This is a genomic window from Crenobacter sp. CS_VA4 (assembly GCF_055597485.1).
Genome location: NZ_JBVMAE010000009.1, coordinates 157,383 through 174,657, shown reverse-complemented (window position 1 = coordinate 174,657; position 17,275 = coordinate 157,383). Strand labels below are relative to the sequence as shown.

General features: G+C 65.5%; 16 protein-coding genes. 8 read left to right on the top strand and 8 right to left on the bottom strand.

What is annotated here, in order from left to right; all coding sequences use genetic code 11:
* Positions 1-1,235, top strand: a 1,235-nt coding sequence (locus tag ACZ2IA_RS11030) for a TonB-dependent receptor domain-containing protein (RefSeq protein WP_470292628.1), incomplete at its 5' end; no start/stop codon positions are given.
* 86 nt (positions 1,236-1,321) lie between these two features.
* Here ACZ2IA_RS11030 and ACZ2IA_RS11025 read toward each other — a convergent pair.
* The 6 genes from ACZ2IA_RS11025 to sbcB all read right to left on the bottom strand — a co-directional run bounded on the left by ACZ2IA_RS11025 (position 1,322) and on the right by sbcB (position 8,671).
* On the bottom strand, positions 1,322-2,860 hold the full coding sequence (locus ACZ2IA_RS11025) for a DHA2 family efflux MFS transporter permease subunit (protein WP_470292627.1): 1,539 nt from the start codon (positions 2,858-2,860) through the stop codon (positions 1,322-1,324).
* Positions 2,861-2,874: 14 nt separating this feature from the next.
* A complete protein-coding gene (locus ACZ2IA_RS11020; protein ID WP_470292626.1) occupies positions 2,875-4,038 on the bottom strand; it encodes an HlyD family secretion protein in 1,164 nt (387 codons plus the stop codon).
* Positions 4,039-4,055: 17 nt separating this feature from the next.
* Positions 4,056-5,486, bottom strand: a complete 1,431-nt coding sequence (locus tag ACZ2IA_RS11015; protein WP_470292625.1) for an efflux transporter outer membrane subunit — start codon at positions 5,484-5,486, stop codon at positions 4,056-4,058.
* Between the two features lie 105 nt (positions 5,487-5,591).
* Complete coding sequence (locus tag ACZ2IA_RS11010; protein ID WP_470292624.1) at positions 5,592-6,113, bottom strand: MarR family transcriptional regulator; 522 nt, start codon at positions 6,111-6,113, stop codon at positions 5,592-5,594.
* A 45-nt stretch (positions 6,114-6,158) separates the two neighbouring features.
* Entirely contained in the window at positions 6,159-7,112 is a 954-nt protein-coding gene (gene miaA / locus ACZ2IA_RS11005) for a tRNA (adenosine(37)-N6)-dimethylallyltransferase MiaA (protein ID WP_470292623.1), read from the bottom strand.
* A 137-nt stretch (positions 7,113-7,249) separates the two neighbouring features.
* Entirely contained in the window at positions 7,250-8,671 is a 1,422-nt protein-coding gene (sbcB, locus tag ACZ2IA_RS11000; protein ID WP_470292622.1) for an exodeoxyribonuclease I, read from the bottom strand.
* 228 nt (positions 8,672-8,899) lie between these two features.
* On the opposite strand from sbcB, the gene ACZ2IA_RS10995 reads away from it, so the two are divergent.
* The 7 genes from ACZ2IA_RS10995 (at position 8,900) to ACZ2IA_RS10965 (ending at position 14,639) form a co-directional block, all read left to right on the top strand.
* Positions 8,900-9,646, top strand: a complete 747-nt coding sequence (locus ACZ2IA_RS10995) for a restriction endonuclease (protein WP_470292621.1) — start codon at positions 8,900-8,902, stop codon at positions 9,644-9,646.
* Positions 9,647-9,811: 165 nt separating this feature from the next.
* Positions 9,812-10,207, top strand: a complete 396-nt coding sequence (locus ACZ2IA_RS10990) for a lysozyme inhibitor LprI family protein (RefSeq protein WP_470292620.1) — start codon at positions 9,812-9,814, stop codon at positions 10,205-10,207.
* 223 nt (positions 10,208-10,430) lie between these two features.
* Positions 10,431-11,087: a methyltransferase family protein gene (locus tag ACZ2IA_RS10985; protein ID WP_470292619.1), complete on the top strand. Its 657-nt coding sequence runs from the start codon at positions 10,431-10,433 to the stop codon at positions 11,085-11,087.
* Positions 11,088-11,205: 118 nt separating this feature from the next.
* Positions 11,206-11,745 (top strand): cysteine hydrolase family protein, encoded by a 540-nt coding sequence (locus ACZ2IA_RS10980; protein WP_470292618.1) that lies wholly within the window; start codon positions 11,206-11,208, stop codon positions 11,743-11,745.
* 36 nt (positions 11,746-11,781) lie between these two features.
* A complete protein-coding gene (locus ACZ2IA_RS10975) occupies positions 11,782-12,471 on the top strand; it encodes a glutathione S-transferase family protein (RefSeq protein ID WP_470292617.1) in 690 nt (229 codons plus the stop codon).
* 190 nt (positions 12,472-12,661) lie between these two features.
* Positions 12,662-12,973, top strand: coding sequence for a chorismate mutase (locus ACZ2IA_RS10970; protein ID WP_470292616.1), 312 nt, complete (start codon positions 12,662-12,664; stop codon positions 12,971-12,973).
* 322 nt (positions 12,974-13,295) lie between these two features.
* On the top strand, positions 13,296-14,639 hold the full coding sequence (locus ACZ2IA_RS10965; protein ID WP_470292615.1) for a trypsin-like serine peptidase: 1,344 nt from the start codon (positions 13,296-13,298) through the stop codon (positions 14,637-14,639).
* A gap of 64 nt (positions 14,640-14,703) precedes the next feature.
* Here the strand turns inward: ACZ2IA_RS10965 and mutL are convergent, their stop codons facing one another.
* Entirely contained in the window at positions 14,704-16,578 is a 1,875-nt protein-coding gene (gene mutL / locus ACZ2IA_RS10960) for a DNA mismatch repair endonuclease MutL (RefSeq protein WP_470292614.1), read from the bottom strand.
* Positions 16,575-17,225 carry a DedA family protein gene (locus tag ACZ2IA_RS10955; protein WP_470292613.1) on the bottom strand — a complete coding sequence of 217 codons (651 nt, stop codon included), beginning with the start codon at positions 17,223-17,225 and terminating at the stop codon, positions 16,575-16,577. Before ACZ2IA_RS10955 ends, mutL begins: the two co-directional genes overlap by 4 nt.
* Positions 17,226-17,275 lie beyond the last annotated feature (50 nt).

Sequence of the window (17,275 nt, the reverse complement as noted above, 5' to 3'; positions counted from 1 at the left end):
CCCCCCCCCCCCCCCCCCCCCCCTCCTCCTTCCCCCCCCCCCCCCCCTCCCCCCCCCCCCCCTCCCCTCCCCCCCCCCCCCCCCACCAACAGCAGCTGGAATTCACCGCCTTTTACGCGCACAAGACGCTGTTCCACCCGATCTTCCAGGTGATCGACCAGAACAGCGACGACAGCGGCGTCGAGCTGCGCTGGATCAACGGCGCAGCGCTGTTCGGCCGGCCGAACCGGCTGGTGTTCGGCGTGGCGCCGAGCTGGGGACGTCTCGACAACCGCAACTCGGTGAACAACGGCGGCCAGCGCGGCGCGCTGCTCGACGCCGGCCTGCAGAAGGCCGGTAACCTGAACGTCTATCTGGACGATGAATATACCGTGCTGCCCGGCTGGCGCGCGATCGCCGGGGCGCAGTGGAGCAAGGCCAGCCGTCAGCTGGTCGACCGCTTTGTGCCGGCCGGCCAGGCCGACGCCAGTTTCGACCAGAACTACTACGGCTTCAGCCCCAAGCTCGGCGTGCTGACCGAGCTCGCCAACGGCGTGCAGTTCTACGCCAACTGGTCGGGCAGCTTCGAGCCGCCGAGCTTCGCCGAGATGAGCAATCTGGTGATCAACGCCGGCCTCAAGGCGCAGACCGCCAAGACCATCGAGGTCGGCTCGCGCGGCCGCCTCGACGGGCCGCTGCCGCTCGAGTGGGACACCAGCGTGTACGATGCACGGGTGCGCAACGAGCTGCTGTCGCAGACGCTGCCGAACAACGCCACCGCCACGTTCAACGTGCCGCACACGCGCCACCAGGGGCTGGAGCTCGGCTTCACTGTCGAACCGCTGCAGGGGCTGTCCTGGCGCAACTCGCTGCTGCTCAACCGCTTCCGCTTCGACAACGACCCGGTCTATGGCGACAACACGCTGGCCGGCGTGCCCAAGTCCTTCATCAAGACCGAGCTGACCCAGCGTTTCGGCGCCGGCTACTATGTGTCGGCCAACCTGGAGATCTCGCCGCAGGCCTACCCGGTCGACCTGGCGAATTCCTTGTCCGCCGACCGTTATACGCTGGTCGGCGTGAAGCTGGGGCAAGAGGTGCAGAAGGGCCTCGGCTGGTATCTGGAGGGGCGCAACCTGACCAACCGGAAGTACGCCGCGACCACCGGGGTGATCCTCGACGCGAAAGGGCGCGATTCGGCGCAGTTCCTGCCGGGTGACGGGCGGGCTTTCTACGCCGGGCTGGAGTGGCGGCGCTAGGCCCAAGGTTGGCCGAAGCGGTGGCGCAATGAAAACCCCGGACCAAGAGGTCCGGGGTTTTTGCTGGATGGAGCAAGTGGCCAGGCTCAGTGCGCTGCATCGACCTCGCCGCCGCCGGCCGGGCGGAACGGTGGCTTGGCGAACCACACCAGGCCGATCATCATCACGAACAATACTGCCGCGGCAAGGAAGATCTCATTGGCGCCGATGAAGTAGCCCTGCCGGGTCACCTCGCGGGCAAACAGGCCGAGCGTCGACCCCTGGTCGATGCCGGCTTGCGCGAGGCCGTGCAGCGTCTGCTGGGTCACCCCGTCGTACGGGGTGATGTGCTCGACCAGCTGGGTGTGGTGCAACGCCTCGCGGCGGTCCCAGGTGGCGCTGAACAACGAGGCGCCGATCGAACCGGCCAGCGTGCGCAGGAAGTTCGACAGGCTCGACGCGCTCGCCACCTGGTCGGCGCGCAAGCCGGACAGCGACATCGTGGTCAGCGGCATGAAGAAGCACGCCACCGCGATCCCCTGCACGAACTGCGGCATCGCCGCATAGGTGAAGTCCATGCCCGGTTCGAAGGTGGTTCGCCACAGGAAGGTCAGCGCAAACACGAAGAAGCTGATCGTCACCAGCCAGCGCAGGTCGAGACGGTGCGCGTTCTTGCCAATGATCGGCGACAGGATCACCGGCAGGATGCCGACCGGCGCGGTCGCCAGCCCGGCCTGCGTGGCGGTGTAGCCCATCTGCGTCTGCAGCAACAGCGGCATCAGCACCACCGCGCCGAAGTACAGGAAGTAACCGACGCTGATCGACACCACTCCGACGGTGAAATTGCGGCTCTTGAACAGCGACAGGTCGACCACCGGGTGCTTGTCGTACAGTTCCCAGATCACCAGATAGGTCAGCGCGATCACCGCGATCAGGCCCAGCACCACCACCTCGGTCGAATTGAACCAGTCGAGCTCCTTGCCGCGGTCGAGCATCAGCTGCAGCGAACCGACCCCGACCACCAGCAGCGACAGGCCGACCCGATCGATCGGCAGGTGGAGCAGCGGGGTTTCCCTATGCCGCAAGAACTTCCAGACAATGCCGGCGGCGAGGAAGCCGACCGGGATATTGATGTAGAAGATCCAGCTCCAGTGCCAGTTGTCCGAGATCCAGCCGCCCAGGATCGGGCCGAAGATCGGCGCGACGATCACCGTCATCGCCCATAGCGACATCGCCATCGCTTTCTTGTCGTCCGGGTAACTGGCCAAGAGCAGACTCTGCGACAGCGGAATCATCGGGCCGGCCAGCGCGCCCTGCAGCACGCGGAACACGACCAGCAGTTCCAGGTTCGGCGCGAGGCCGCACAACCACGACGAGGCGACGAAGCCGAGCGTGGCGATCAGGAACAGCTTCACCTCGCCCAGGCGCTTGGCCAGCCAACCGGTGATCGGCACCGCGATCGCGTTGGCCACCCCGAACGAGGTGATCACCCAGGTGCCTTGCGAGGTCGACGCGCCGAGGTTGCCCGAAATGGTCGGGATCGCGACGTTGGCGATGGTGGTGTCCAAGACCTGCATGAACACCGCCAGCGACAGGCCCAGCGTCACCCAGGCGCGGGCCGAGCCTTCAAGCGGTTTATGCGCCATGGAACTCTCCGGGCTTAGTGTGTATCACGTTGGTTGGCCGCAATGATGTCGGCGACGACTTTGTCGGCATCCTTCAGCTGAGCCTGGTACACGTCGGACTGCAGCACCGGGGTGGTGCGGGCGGTCTTGGCGAGGATGGCGCCGCCCTGGTTGGCGGTGTCGACGTTCACGGTCATCGACAGGCCCAGACGCAGCGGATGGTCGGCGACCTGTTTGGCATCGAGCTCGATCCGCACCGGTACGCGTTGCACCACCTTGATCCAGTTGCCGGTGGCGTTCTGCGCCGGCAGCAGAGAGAACACGCCGCCGGTGCCGGCCGCGAGGCCGGCGACCTTGCCCCGGTACTTCACCGAGCCGCCGTAGACGTCGGCGGTCAGCTCGACCGGCTGGCCGATGTGCATGTCTGCCAGCTGGCTTTCCTTGAAGTTGGCGTCGACCCACAGGTGATCGAGCGGCACCACGGTCATCAGCGGCGTGCCGGCCTGGATGCGGCCGCCCAGCTGCACGCTACGCTTGGCGACCTGGCCGTTCACCGGCGCGATCACTTCGGTCCGCTTCAGTGCCAGCCAGCTCTCGCGCACCGCGGAGGCGGCCTGCGCCACCGCCGGGTGCTTGGCGGTGGTGTCGGACAGCACCAGCTCGCGGTTGGCGTTCAGCTGTTCCTGCGCCGCGGTAAGGGCGGCGCTGGCGGTGGTGACCGCATCACGGGCGTGTTGCAGTTCCTCGACGCCGATGCCGCCATCGCGGGCGGCGGCTTCGCGACGCGACAGGTCACCCTGTGCCTTGGCGAGCTCGGCCTTGCGGGCGTCTACATTGGCCGCCAGCTGTTTGCCGTTGGTGACGATGGTCGCCGTCTGGCGCACCGCTTGCGCCAGTTGGGCACGGGTGCGGTCGAAGGCGAGCTGGGCGTCGCTCTGGTCGAGCTTGACCAGGAGCTGGCCGGCGTTCACCCGATCGGTTTCATCGGCGACGATGGTGGTCACCGTGCCGCCGACCTGGCTGGTGATGTTGACGATGTTGCCGCCGACGTAGGCGTCGTCGGTTTCCTGGTGGTGACGCAGTACGAAGAACCAGTACAGCAGCGCCAGCACGGCGATCAGGATGATGATCAGCGTCACCCGCACCATCACCTTGCGGCGCGCCTGGCTTTTCTCGGTCAATTGTTTGGTTTCGTCCATCGTTATCGTTCTCTGCTTCAGGCCTTAGGCGTGGGTTCAGCCGCGCCGCCAAGGGCGCGGATCAGGGCAATCTGGGCGGCGATGCGCGCGGCGTGCGCCTCGCTTTCGGCCAACTTGGCGCTGTTGAGCGACTGCTGGCTCTGCAGCAGCGCGTCGCGGCGCACTAGGCCGTTGTTGAAGCGGCTTTGCACGCTCTGGTGGCGGCGCGCCTCGGCCTCGCTGGCGTGCTGCGCGTCGATCTCGGCTTGCTTGGCGGCGTTGAGGTCGGACAGTCGGTCGGCGGCGTCGCGGGCGGCGTCCAGCAGCGTCTGGTTGTAACTGGCCACCGCGGCGTCGTAGTCGGCGGCGCGGCCGGCCAGGTTGGCGTTGAGCGCGCCGGCGTGGAAGATCGGCAGGGTGAACACCGGGCTGAACGCCATCTGGCGCGCGGCGCGGGTGAACAGGTCGCCGACGTTCTGCGCCTCCAGGCCGATGATCGTCGACAGGCTGATGTCCGGATAGAACTCGGCGCGCGCCGCCTTCACCTGCGACGCGGCGGCCTCGGCGCGCCAGCGGCTGGCCAGCACGTCGCCGCGCTGCGCCAACAGACGGGTGCTCAGGCTGCCGGTCGGCAGCGACCACTGCGGCACCGGCTGGACGGTCAGCTTCAGCTGGTTCGGGCCGTGGCCGGTCAGCGCGGCCAGCGCGTGTTCGGCGCGCTCGACGCGGGCGGTGGCCTGGCTCTCGCGCTGGCGCAGGTTCGCCAGGCGCGAATCGGCGTTGGCGCGCACGTCCGGCGCGTTCAGGCCGGCCTGCTGCTGCGCGGCGGCGAGTCGGGCCAGCTGCTGCGCCTGCAGACGGTTGTCGGCGGCGATCTGTTCGGCCGTCTTGGCGGTCTGCCATTCCAGGTACTGGGTGGCGATCGCGGCCTCGAGGAGGTTGCGGGCGTCGCGCTGTTCGGCGATCGCGGCGCGCTGCTGGCCGATCGCCGCTTCGACGTGGCTCTTGGTCTTTCCCCAGAAGTCGAAGCTGTAGCCGGCGTTCAGGCCGATGTCGGTCAGACTGATCCAGCTGCCGCCGATCGGCGGCGGGAACAGGCCGAACTGCGAGAAGCGTTCGCGGGTGAATGAGGCGTTGGCGTCGACGTGCGGGCCGTCGGCCGATTCGGCCAGGCCCTGCGCCGCTTCGGCGGCGCGGATGCGCGCGGCGGCCACCGCCAGCGACGGGCTGTTGGCCAGGCCGTCCTGCATCAGCTGGTTCAGTTGCGCGTCGTTCAGCGCGGTCCACCACTGCGCCGGCGCGGCGACGTCGGCCGAACCGGCCGGCAGGCCGAGCGATTCCGGATTCAGCTGGGTGACCCTGGCGGCGCCGTCCTGCTGGTTGGCGCAGCCGGTCAGGGCGGCGAACGCCGCCGCCAGCGCCAACCAGGTCAGCGCACACCGCGGATGACGATTGAGAGTATTTTGCATGTTATGGTCACCTTGGTGACTATGTCCGACAAAAAACACCCGCTCGGTCGCGGGTGCCGTAAACCAGGGAGCCATACGCCGGCTCCCGCCTCGTGTTGTTGGAAATCAGCCGCCCAGATGGCCCAGCAGCTTGCGCAGCAGGCGCTCGAAGGTGTCCTTCTCGTCCGAGCTGAAGTCATCCCACAGGGTGCGCATCTGGCGATGGCGCTCCGGCAGGATGGAGATGATGAACTGGCGGCCGGTGTCGGTCAGCGCCAGCCGGGTCTTGCGTCGGTCAACCGGGCAGGGGATGCGTTCCACCCAGCCCTGTTCGACCAGGTCGTCGACCACGCGCGTCGCGTTGGTGCGCGAGAACGACAGCGCCTCGGACAGATCGGACGGGAAGATCGTCTCGTTGTCGCGGGTATACAGCACCATCAGCGCCATCCAGATGGTCTCGTTCAGGCCATGCTGTTTCAGCTCGGCGTTGAAGTAGTCGCTCAGGTAGCCCAGCACATGGTAGTACAGCCGCGTGATGATGATTTCTTGACGCGGCAGGTGCGGCAGCTGGCGGGCGATGCGATCGAGCGCTTGCTCGCTGCGGCTGAACGATTCGTTGATGATCGGGGCGTTGAGGTGTTTTTCCATTTTGAAACTATAACGTCGGTTACCACTTCAGTCAACGAGAAGCCATCACGAAGTCGATAGGCGGCGTTGCCAGGTGTCGACCGCGCGGCAGGCCGGTGTGAGCAGGTCGCTATCCTGACAGTTGATCGGCAAGAGCTCGGCCATGCTGCGCATCCAGGTGAGCTGACGCTTGGCCAGCTGCCGCGTCGCGGCCACGCCCTTGTCGAAGAACGCCGCCTCGTCGAGCTCGCCGTCGAGGTACTGCCAGGCCTGCCGGTAGCCGACGCAGCGCATCGACGGCAGCTCCAGCGACAGGCTCGGGTACTTGGCGCGCAGCGCGCGCACCTCGTCGACGAAGCCGGCCTCCAGCATCAGCCGAAAGCGCAGCGCGATCCGTTCGTGCAGCCAGGCGCGGTCGTCGGGCAGCAGCGCCAGTTTCAGCAGGTTCAGCGCCGGCTTGCTGTCGTGTTCGCGCGCCAGCAGTGTCGACATCGGCTCGCCGGACAGCCGGTACACCTCGAGCGCGCGCTGGATGCGCTGCGAGTCGTTCGGTGCCAGCCGCGCCGCGGTGATCGGGTCCACTTCGGCCAACCTCGCGTGCAGCGCCGGCCAGCCGAGTTCGGCTGCCTCGGCATCGAGCGCGGCGCGGGTCGCCGGGTCGGCCTGCGGCAGGTCGGACAGCCCTTCCTCCAGCGCCTTGTAATAGAGCATGGTGCCGCCGGCCAGCACCGCCAGCTTGCCGCGGGCATGGATGTCGGCGATCAGCCGCAGCGCGTCGGCGTGGAACTCGGCCGCGGAATAGGACTGGGTCGGGTCGATGATGTCGATCAGGTGGTGCGGCGCCTGCGCCAGCTCGGCGGCGCTCGGCTTGGCGGTGCCGATGTCCATGTCGCGATAGACCAGCGCCGAGTCGACGCTGACGATCTCCACGTCGTAGCGGCGGGCCAGCTCGAGCGCCAGGCCGGTCTTGCCGGACGCGGTCGGGCCCATCAGGAAAATCGCGGGGAGGGGGGCGGCCATGGCAGGGTGGGTAGCTCAGAATGCGCGCATTGTCGCACCGGCGTGCGTTTCGGCCAACCTTGCAGTGCCGCATCGGCAGTAAGGTTGGCCGAAAGGGGATCGGATCGTTATTCCCTATATAAGGTTGGCAAGGCCGATCAGGCCAGCGCCTCGGCGAACGCGCGCAGCTCGGCGAGGATAGCCCGGCCGCGCTCGTCGGCGTCCGCCTCCAGCGCGGTGATCTCGGTGAGGCACTGCTCCTTGGTGCGTCCGGCCGGCACGCCGTCGAGCAGCTTCTTGCGGCACCACGCCTGCCAGTGGCCGCGTTCCTCGTCGCTGAGCGAAGCCGGGAAGTTGCGCGCTCGGTAGCGCTGCACCAGCCGGCCCAGCTGCACGTCGTCGAACACCGGCTGCTCTGCGGCCAGCTGCGCGGCCGACAGTCCGCGTAGCCGGGTCAGCGTGCGCCGGTCGGCGCCGCTGACGAAGCCGCCGTACAGGTTCTCGTCCACGTCCGGCGTCTCGAGCACCGGCCGGTTGTACACCGCGCGCCAGACGCCGGCGAGGTTCGGCAGCTGCGCCGCGCGCTCGGCGTGGCGCTGGACCAGCTCGAAGTCGACGCCCCAGTGCGCGGCGCGTTCGGCCGTCAGCACCTTCGGGTTGCCGACCACGAACGGCGACTTGTTCAGGTGGATCGTCTTGATCGGCAGCCGCTCCACGCCCTCCGGCAGCTCATCGGCACGGGTGAACATCCGCTCGCGGATCGCCTCCGGCCCGAGACCGACCAATTCCTGCGGGTCGTGCGCCAGGTCCCAGACGATCACCTCGTTCTTGTTGCTCGGGTGTTCGGCCAACGGCCAGATCAGCGCCAGATTGCCGCGTTCCACCCCGTACATCCCCGACACGTGCAGCACCGGCTTCGGCGCATGCAGCGACAGCTGCTGGCGCACCTCGTCCTTCTTGCGCAGCGAGAAGTAATACTCGAACAGCTTCGGCTGCTTGTCGCGAATCAACCGCGCCAGCGCGATGGTCGCGCGCACGTCCGACAAGGCATCGTGCGCCGCCTCGTGCACCAGGCCGTTCGCCTTGGTCAGGTGCTCCAGCTTGAAGCTGGGCCGGCCGTCCTCGTGCGTCGGCCACTCGATCCCCTCCGGGCGCAGCGCGTAGGTGGCGCGCACCAGATCCAGCAAGTCCCAGCGCCCGCAACCGTCGCGCCACTCGCGCGAATACGGGTCGATCAGGTTGCGCCAGAACAGGAAGCGCGTCACCTCGTCGTCGAAACGGATCGAGTTATAACCGACGCCGACCGTATTCGGCTCGGACAGCTCGCGCTCGATCACCCCGGCAAACTCATGCTCGGCCACGCCGTGTTCCAGGCAATGCTGCGGGGTGATCCCGGTCAGCAGGCACGCCACGGGCGAGGGCAGGTAATCCGGCCCTGGCTTGCAGTACATCATCACCGGCTCGCCGATCTCGTTGAGCTCGGCGTCGGTGCGCACGCCGGCAAACTGTGACGGCCGGTCGCGACGCGGCTCGGCGCCGAAGGTCTCGTAGTCGTGCCAGAAGAAGGTGTGGTTGGGCATGTTGTAGAGCGGGGCAGGTGAGGCAATGAGGGATTGTCGCACCGGGGCGGGGTTCGGCCAACCTGGCTAGTGTGGCGTCTTGAGTGGCTTTGCTGTTTCAACCCTTTTGTCATGATGGCTTGTGTGGCAAGCTTTGCATTGGGTCGTCGGGGCCGATCAGGCCTCGTGTCGAATTTTTTTTACGTCTTTTAGGACGTCTAATTCTAGTTAGAAGTCTAGGGAGCCGCAGTGATCTACTCCACGGAACCAGCAGATTGGCGTGACCTTCAAGACAAGGTTGCCTCGATCCTACGTATATGCGGGTGCGAATCAGAGGTCGAGCGCACCATAGAGACAGTAAGGGGGACGGTTGATGTTGACGTTCATGCCGTTGACTTAACAATCAGCCCAAAGCTGACATATCTGTGCGAATGCAAGTACTGGAGTAGTGCCGTTCCTAAGAACGTTGTACACAGTTTCCGCACAGTCGTATCAGACTATGGAGCTCATGTTGGATTCTTGATTTCAAGAAACGGATTTCAGAGCGGCGCGTATGAGGCGGCACAGAACTCAAACATTCGTCTCGTAAATTGGTTTGAGTTTCAAGAGGTCTTTATTGAGCGCTGGAAAGAAGGGCGCTATGCGATGTTGCGGCAGGCATTCGAAGATCTTTTCGAGTTCTACGATTATTTATCTGCACCTATTGGTAATTCCATAAGTGGCAATCCCGAACGCATGAAAGAATACAATGCGTTGTTGAAAAGATTTTCTCCGCAAGCGGACGCTAATCCATGGAGCCAGATGATGGAACCAGGGTGTTTTCCGCCCGTGCTGCCACACCAAGCGGTCGAGACTAGTGCGGATGGAACGGGGATGGAAATGGTCTTTACTGACTATGCCACGTTCTTCGAGTGGCAAGAGCAGCGCACCCGACTTGGGTTCGAAGAGTTTGCCAATTTTGTACAGCGGTATAGAACGGGGCCAGTCGGTGCTTAGACTATTGTTCTCGGTTGACATAGGTTGGGCAAAGCAAAAAATTCGTGGGTTGGTTGCGGCTGGTGGCTCTTGGCAAACGGTTCTAACTCATCGTTGAAGGCGCGCCCTTCGGGCGCTGGGACCTGCTAAAGCAGGCCCCTTAACTCAGGCGTTAGGTTTTACCGCATGAAAACCCAAAAGCTCGAAACAATGAACGCTCTCATTAAGTTGTCCTCCAAGTACTCCTTTCTGCTTATCGCCACACTCCTTTGTTTTTCCTCATTTTCTGCACCCGCTACGGGCTTCAACTGCGCCTACGCGAAAACAAGGGTTGAACACTTGGTATGTAGTGACCCCCAACTGTCAGAGTTAGATTCACAACTTAACATAGTCTTCTCTAAAGCCAAAAAGGAAACGGAAGGAGTTGATGGCGAAACTGGTGAACTCTTAGACCCTGTTGGCAAAGAGCAGAAGAAATGGCTCTCTAGCGTGAGGAATAAATGCAATAACATTACCTGCCTAAAGCACGCCTATCAGGTTCGGATAAAGCAAATACAAACAAACTGGGACGTGGAGAAATAATGAACGCAATGCAAGAAACTCTGAGCGCAGCCGGCTAACTTAACATTAGATGAGGCATTTCGGATGGTGTCGTGGCGTAAGATTGGCCGCAGCGGTTTTGGTCTCGGCCAAGTTCTCCGTCAGTCGCATAACAGGTCGTTCAAGACGCATCCGTGAGCGCTGGGACCTGCTAAAGCAGGCCCCTTAACTCAGGCGCGAGGCAGCTTTTTCCAGGACGATACCGATGTTGAGTCTTCTACGCGGAGTGGCGCTTATCGGCCTCCTGGCCGCGATCCTGTTCGGCTCAGCGGGGCGCTGGGACTTGCCTTTCTTCTGGGCCTATATCGGCCTCAATGCGGCGTTGACGCTGGTGCTGACGCTCACCCTCGACCCGGAGCTGTTGCAAGAGCGCTGGCACCCGCGCTTCGGCAGCCTGGACCTGTGGCCGTGGCTGCTGTTTGGGATTCCGGCGTATCTGGCCCATCTGGTGTTGGCCGGGCTGGATGTGGGCCGGTTCCACTGGTCGGGCCAGGTGCCGAGCGGCATCCAGTTGGCGGGGCTGGCCGTCTGCGCCGCGTCGTGGGCGTGGGTAGGCTGGGCGATGGTCGTCAACCGGTTCTTCGTGCCGACGGTGCGCATCCAGGCGGAGAGGGGGCATCACGTGATCACGACGGGGCCGTACCGGTACGTTCGCCACCCGGGCTATGCCGGCGCGATCGCGGGCCTGCTCAGCAGCCCCGTCGCCTTGGGCTCCTGGTGGGCGTTGCTAACGGTGATGCCGATGGTGCTGTTGGTGATCCGGCGCACGGTTCTGGAGGATCGATTCCTGCACAAGGAACTGCCGGGCTATGCGGAATACGCGGGTCGGGTCCGTCATCGCTTGCTGCCCGGCCTTTGGTGACGGCCACGCTGTGCTGATCGGCTGACGATAGCCGGTCATTTCATTCAAGCGGGCTGTGCTGTTCATGCCATACGCGTACTATGAGCACTTTCGTTCGTACAACAGCCGAGGAAACCCGATGAAATCTGCCCTGATCGTGATCGATGTGCAACGTGGCCTGTTCGACCCCGAGCCGCGCCCGGCCGAGGCCGACGCGGTGGTCGACCGCATCAACGGCCTGCTGGCCCGCGCCCGTTCGGCCAACATACCGGTGCTGTTCGTGCAGCACGAGGCGCCGGGCAGCTTTCTCGCGCACGGCGAGCCCGGCTGGGCGCTGGAGGCGCGGCTGGACGCCCAGCCGCAGGACGTCGTGGTGCGCAAGACCACCCCCGACTCGTTCCTGCGCACCGAGTTGGCCGAACGGCTGGCCGCGCTCGACGTGACGCACCTGGTGCTGTGCGGCTACGCGACCGAGGCCTGCGTCGACACCACCACGCGCCGTGCCGCGGGGCTGGGCTTCACGGTCACGCTCGCGGCCGACGCGCACACCACCCACGACAAGCCGCACGCCAGCGCCGCGCAGATCCGCACTCACCACAACGCCACCCTGTCGAACATCAGGAGCTTCGGCGTGCCGATCCGCGCGCTGCCGTCCGCCGAGGTCGGCTTCGACGCCTGAGTTTTTTTCATCACGACAACCGCAGGAGCCTACCGCGTGTACCAGCTTTATATCGCCAACAAGAACTACTCGTCCTGGTCGCTGCGCCCGTGGGTGCTGATGAGCGAGCTGGCCATTCCCTTCGAAGAGCGCCTGGTGCCGTTCTCTGCCGGCTCGAACTGGGCCGCGTTTCGGGATTTCTCACCCACTGGCCAGGTGCCGTGTCTGCACGACGGCGACACGGTGCTGTGGAACTCGCTGGGCATCGCCGAGTACCTGGCTGACCGGCATGCCGGCGTCTGGCCGGCCGACCCGCAGGCGCGGGCCTGGGCGCGCTGTGCCGCCGCCGAGATGCACTCGGGGTTCGGCGCGTTGCGCGAGCACTGCACGATGAATTGCGGGATCCGGGTCCAACTAGCCGACATGACGCCGGCACTCCAGCGCGACATCGCACGGATCGGCGAGCTGTGGAACGAGGGCCTGCGCCGCTTCGGCGGGCCGTTCCTCGCGGGCAAGACGTTTACGGCGGTCGATGCCTTCTTCGCGCCGGTGGCCTTCCGTGTCCAGACCTACGGCCTGGAGCTCGACGAAGCCGCGGCCGCCTATGCAGCGCGTCTGCTTGCGCTGCCGTCGATGCAGCGCTGGCAGGCCGACGCGCTGCTGGAGACCTGGCGCGAGCCCGGTCACGAGGCCGAAGCCAAGCGGGCCGGCTCCTGGCTCGACGACCGGCGGGTGCAGCCGGCGTGATCGGGTGAGGGCCCGTCCGTGACGGTCGGGCCCTTTGCATGGTGCGGCCTGGGCCTTGTCATGGTTGGCCGAAAGCCGGGTTCGGCCAACGTGTCCGGGTGCCGCACTCTGGTCGTTTCTTTATGAGTAATTCGTATGTCATTATTGGTGCCATGTCCGCTTGCGCCGCTCTAATGACAGGGGAACTCTCGTGGTCAACAGTATCGAATGCCAGTCCATCGACGAAGTCCGCAGCCAGATCGATCGCATCGATCGCCAGATCGTCGCGCTGCTTGCCGAGCGGGGCGGCTACGTCCAGCAGGCGGCCCGTTTCAAGCGCAATACCGACGAGGTGAGGGCGCCGCAGCGGGTCGAGCAGGTGATCGCCAAGGTGACCGCGCTGGCCGGCGAGCTGGGCGCTAACCCGACGGTGGCCGAGCAGGTTTACCGCGCGATGATCGCAGCGTTCATCGAGGCTGAGTTGGCCGAACACGCGCTCCAGCGGGTGGCCGGTCACGATTGAGCGACTCTCTGCCGTCCGTTTACGGCTGCACCAATCCTTTCTCCAATGCCCGGCTCGAGCCGGGCATTGTCGTTGGCGTCGCCGCCTCGACGGCGGTTTTCCCGGTCACGCGTCCCTCCGTAGCCCAGTCATTGGACAACCGTGCACGATCGGCGTCGGCTTGCCGGTTGTGACGCGGCAAAGCTAAGGCGACTGTCACCATGCCACCACAGAAATCTACTTTAAAGGAAGAATCTTCCATAAAAGCATTTATCAATATTGTTTGATTTAAAATAATGACATTAACATTAAGACTCCGTTAAACAAGGGGCGAGGAAGCATCGTGCGAGGCATCTGGAAACAAGGTATCGGCCTGGGAGCCGGCCTGCTGGCGTTGGCCGGCAGCGCGGGGGCCATCGTGGTCAGTGACAGCGTGTTCGTCGCCAACGGCGGCAACGTCAACGACGTGTCGGGCACCATCGCCACGGCGTTCGAGCCGCTGCGTCAGCACAGCCAGTCGCCGCAGTTTCTGGCGGTGGTCGACATCCCGAGTTGTACCGGCAGCTGGATCGGCGATTCGGCCGACGGCAAGTGGTCGTACATCCTGACCGCGGCACACTGCCTGCCGTACAACACCACCACCTCGGGTGCCTACTCGGGCACGATCACCGACTGGGCCGGCCGCACCGTAGCGAAGGGCAGTGGCGACTTCTACGTCCATCCGTATCGTCTGAACAAGCCGGCCGGTTTCGGCGGCGCGTCGACCGATATCGGCCTGATCCGGCTGCCGAAAGTGGCGGCTATCCTCGATCAGCAGGGCAAGGCGATCGCGGCGCCGTGGCTGTACGACGGCGGCAACGAGAACGGCAGGCCGGTTGAGCTGGTCGGCTACGGTTCGTGGGGAATCGGCAGCACCAGCAGCAACGGCGGCTGGTGGCCGACATCGGGGCAGCGGCGCGCCTGGGGCGTCAGCAAGATCACCGGCATCTGGGAAATGGACTACGGCATCGGTGCCGGCTTCAACAAACTGACCGCCGGTGACATGTGGGCGCGCACCGCGCCGGGCGACAGCGGCTCGTCATGGTGGCAGCAGCAGGACGGCTTCTGGACCATCATCGCCACCACCAACGGCGGCGGCGACGCCAGCTCGACCGGTGCACGGGTCAGCAAGTACGCGAGCTGGGTGCGCTCGATCTATCCGGGCGCGCAGCTATACAGCGAGCGGGTGACGCTGACCGAGAAGACTCCGCTGCTGCTGCCCGACCTGAGTCGCGAGGCGCAGAAGGGCACGGTGAGCTACGTGATCCCGTCGCAGGCAGGGGCGCGCGGTCCGGCGGCACCGGTGTGGTCGGGCGCGGCGGCGCCGGCGACGGTGTCGGCGTTCCTGGTCAACCAGAGCACCAAGCTCAGCTACGAGGTGAAGCTGCGCGGCTGGCGCGACTTCGGCTGCGGCCGGAAAGTGGCGATGAACGATGCGGTGCTCTGCGGCACGCTGGTGCCGACCAGCAAGCTGATCCTGACGTACGCGGCGGCCGACAACCCGGGCCTGCCGGCCGGTGTGTATCAGGGTGCTTTCCAGGTGGAGGCGCGCGGCTGGCAAGATGCGGCGTACCGCAAGACGCTGCAGCTGTACGCGTCGATCAATGTCGGTGGCGTGGCCGCCTTGAGGACCAAGCTGGTGCGCTGAGGCCATCGCTCGGCAAACAAAACGGGAACCCAAGGGTTCCCGTTTTTTGCGTTGAGCGAGCAGCTTAGCGCCCGCGCAGGAACAGCGTGTCCAATTCCTTCATGCTTAAGCGCACCCAGGTCGGCCGACCGTGGTTGCACTGGTTGGAGCGCTCAGTCGCCTCCATGTCGCGCAAGAGCGCGTTCATTTCGGCCAAGGTCAGCTGCCGGTTGGCGCGCACCGCGCCGTGGCAGGCCATCGTCGCCAACAGCTCGTTGCGTCGCTCGGTCAGCACCCGGGTCAGGCCGGCCTCGCGCACGTCCTTGATCACCGCGCGCGCCAACTCGACCGGGTCGCCGTCCTTCAGCCAGATCGGCACCGCCCGCACCGCGATCTGGGTGGGGGAGAGCGGCGCCAGGTCCAGGCCGAGGCGCTGCATGCCGGTCGCCTCGTCGTGCACGGTGGCGACTTCCAGCTTGTCGGCGGCGAACGATACCGGCAGCAGCAAGGGTTGCGACGGGATCGCGTCGGCCTCCAGCGCGGTCTTCAGCCGTTCGTAGACGATGCGCTCGTGCGCGGCGTGCATGTCGACCAGGATCAGCCCCTCGACGCACTGCGCCAGGATGTAGACGCCGTGCAGCTGCGCCAGTGCAAAACCGAGCGGCGGCAGCCCATCCGGGTCGGTGGCTGGCAGCGTGGCGGAAGCGGGAGCAAGCGCCGTGGTGTTGGCTAGGTTGGCCGAAGCGCTCGGCAGGGCAGGACTTTCGGCCAACCTTTGCTCGTCGTCGCGCACGCCGGCGAACTGCGCGGCGTAAGCGGCGTTCGCCTCGCGTGCCACGTTCAGCGGCAGCGCCGATTGCTGCTGGTAGACCGGCCGGGCGGTCAGCGTCGGTGCGCTGGCGGCCGGCGCGATGCTCGTGCCGCCGTCTGCCGAAGCTTGGCCGAAGCCGACCTGTTGCGGCGTGCTGCCGGCCACGGTGCTCGCCAGCACCTTGTTGACGCCGTGGAACACGAACTGGTGGATCGCCTGCGACTCGCGGAAACGCACCTCGATCTTGGTCGGGTGCACGTTGACGTCGACGCCCTCAGGCGGCAGCGACAGGAACAGCGCGTAGCAGGGGTGGCGATCGTGGTGCAGCACGTCGCGGAACGCCTGGCGGATCGCGTGCTGCGCCAGCTTGTCGCGCACGAAGCGGCCGTTCACGTAGAAGTACTGCGCGTCGCGGCTGGCCTTGGAATAGGTCGGGCTGGCGACCAGGCCGCGCAGCGTCAGCCCGGCCGCCTCGGCCTCGACGGTGAGCGCGGCGTCGACGAAGTCGCGGCCGAGGATCGCGCCGATCCGGTCGGCCAGGCTGTGCGCCGGCAAGCGCTGCACCACCTTGCCGTTGTGGCGCAGCAGGAACTCGACATGCGGGTGCGCCAGCACGATCCGTTCGAAGGTGGCCGAGCAGTGCGCGTACTCGGTCGCCTCGCTCTTCAGGAATTTGCGCCGCGCCGGGGTGTTGAAGTACAGGTCGACCACCTCGACGCTGGTGCCCTCCGGATGCGCGGCCGGCTCGACTGGGTGCAGCGTGCCGTCGATCGCGACGATCTGGTGCGCGTGCGCGCTGTCGTGCGGCCGGCTGGTCAGCGTCAGCCGCGACACCGACGCGACGCTGGCCAGGCCCTCGCCGCGAAAGCCGAGCGTGGCGACCGACTCCAGGTCGGACAGGCTGTGGATCTTGCTGGTGGCGTGCCGGTCGAGCGCCAGCGGCAGGTCGTCGGCCTCGATGCCGCCGCCGTTGTCGGTGACGCGGATCAGCTTGATGCCGCCCTGCGCCAGGTCGACGGTGATCTTGCCGGCGCCGGCGTCCAGGCTGTTCTCCAGCATCTCCTTCAGCGCCGATGCCGGGCGCTCCACCACCTCGCCGGCGGCGATCTGGTTGACCAGGTGGTCGGGCAGACGGTGGATGCGCTTCATGCGGCGACGCGGGCCTTGCGCTTCTGGCGGACGAACTCGACCAGGCCCGGCAGGATCGATACAAAGATGATGCCGGCGATCAGCAGCGACAGATTGGACTTGATCACCGGCAGGTTGCCGAAGAAGAAGCCGAGGTAGCAGAAGCTGCCCACCCATGCCACCGCGCCGACCACGTTGAAGAACAGGAAGCGGCCGTAGCTCATCTCGCCGGCACCGGCCACGAACGGGGCGAAGGTGCGCACGATCGGCACGAAGCGGGCGAGGATGATGGTCTTGCCGCCGTGGCGCTCGTAGAAGGCGTGGGTCTTCACCAGGTACTCGTGGCGGAAGATCTTCGAGTTCGGGTTGGCGAACAGCTTCAGCCCCAGCTTGCGGCCGATGGTGTAGTTGACCGTGTCGCCGATGATCGCGGCGGCGATCAACAGGCCGACCAGCAGGTGTACGTCCAGCGCGCCGGTGGCCGACAAGGTGCCGGCGACGAACAAGAGCGAATCGCCCGGCAGGAACGGCAGCACCACCAGGCCGGTTTCGCAGAACACAATCAGGAACAGGATGGCGTAGGTCAGCGAGCCGAAAGAGGAGACCAGCTCGGCCAGGTGCTTGTCGATGTGCAGGATGAAGTCGATGAGATAGGTAATGGCTGCCATGGATTCGGTCGGATGACGGTTATAAGGTTGGCCGAAAGGGAGTCGGATGC

What these genes read in the sequence shown, in the direction of transcription:
- ACZ2IA_RS11025 (WP_470292627.1), bottom strand. Translation starts at nt 2,860, where the DNA reads ATGGCGCATAAACCGCTTGAAGGCTCGGCCCGCGCCTGGGTGACGCTG.
- ACZ2IA_RS11020 (WP_470292626.1), bottom strand. Translation starts at nt 4,038, where the DNA reads ATGGACGAAACCAAACAATTGACCGAGAAAAGCCAGGCGCGCCGCAAG.
- ACZ2IA_RS11015 (WP_470292625.1), bottom strand. Translation starts at nt 5,486, where the DNA reads ATGCAAAATACTCTCAATCGTCATCCGCGGTGTGCGCTGACCTGGTTG.
- ACZ2IA_RS11010 (WP_470292624.1), bottom strand. Translation starts at nt 6,113, where the DNA reads ATGGAAAAACACCTCAACGCCCCGATCATCAACGAATCGTTCAGCCGC.
- miaA (WP_470292623.1), bottom strand. Translation starts at nt 7,112, where the DNA reads ATGGCCGCCCCCCTCCCCGCGATTTTCCTGATGGGCCCGACCGCGTCC.
- sbcB (WP_470292622.1), bottom strand. Translation starts at nt 8,671, where the DNA reads ATGCCCAACCACACCTTCTTCTGGCACGACTACGAGACCTTCGGCGCC.
- ACZ2IA_RS10990 (WP_470292620.1), top strand. Translation starts at nt 9,812, where the DNA reads ATGAAAACCCAAAAGCTCGAAACAATGAACGCTCTCATTAAGTTGTCC.
- ACZ2IA_RS10985 (WP_470292619.1), top strand. Translation starts at nt 10,431, where the DNA reads ATGTTGAGTCTTCTACGCGGAGTGGCGCTTATCGGCCTCCTGGCCGCG.
- ACZ2IA_RS10980 (WP_470292618.1), top strand. Translation starts at nt 11,206, where the DNA reads ATGAAATCTGCCCTGATCGTGATCGATGTGCAACGTGGCCTGTTCGAC.
- mutL (WP_470292614.1), bottom strand. Translation starts at nt 16,578, where the DNA reads ATGAAGCGCATCCACCGTCTGCCCGACCACCTGGTCAACCAGATCGCC.
- ACZ2IA_RS10955 (WP_470292613.1), bottom strand. Translation starts at nt 17,225, where the DNA reads ATGGCAGCCATTACCTATCTCATCGACTTCATCCTGCACATCGACAAG.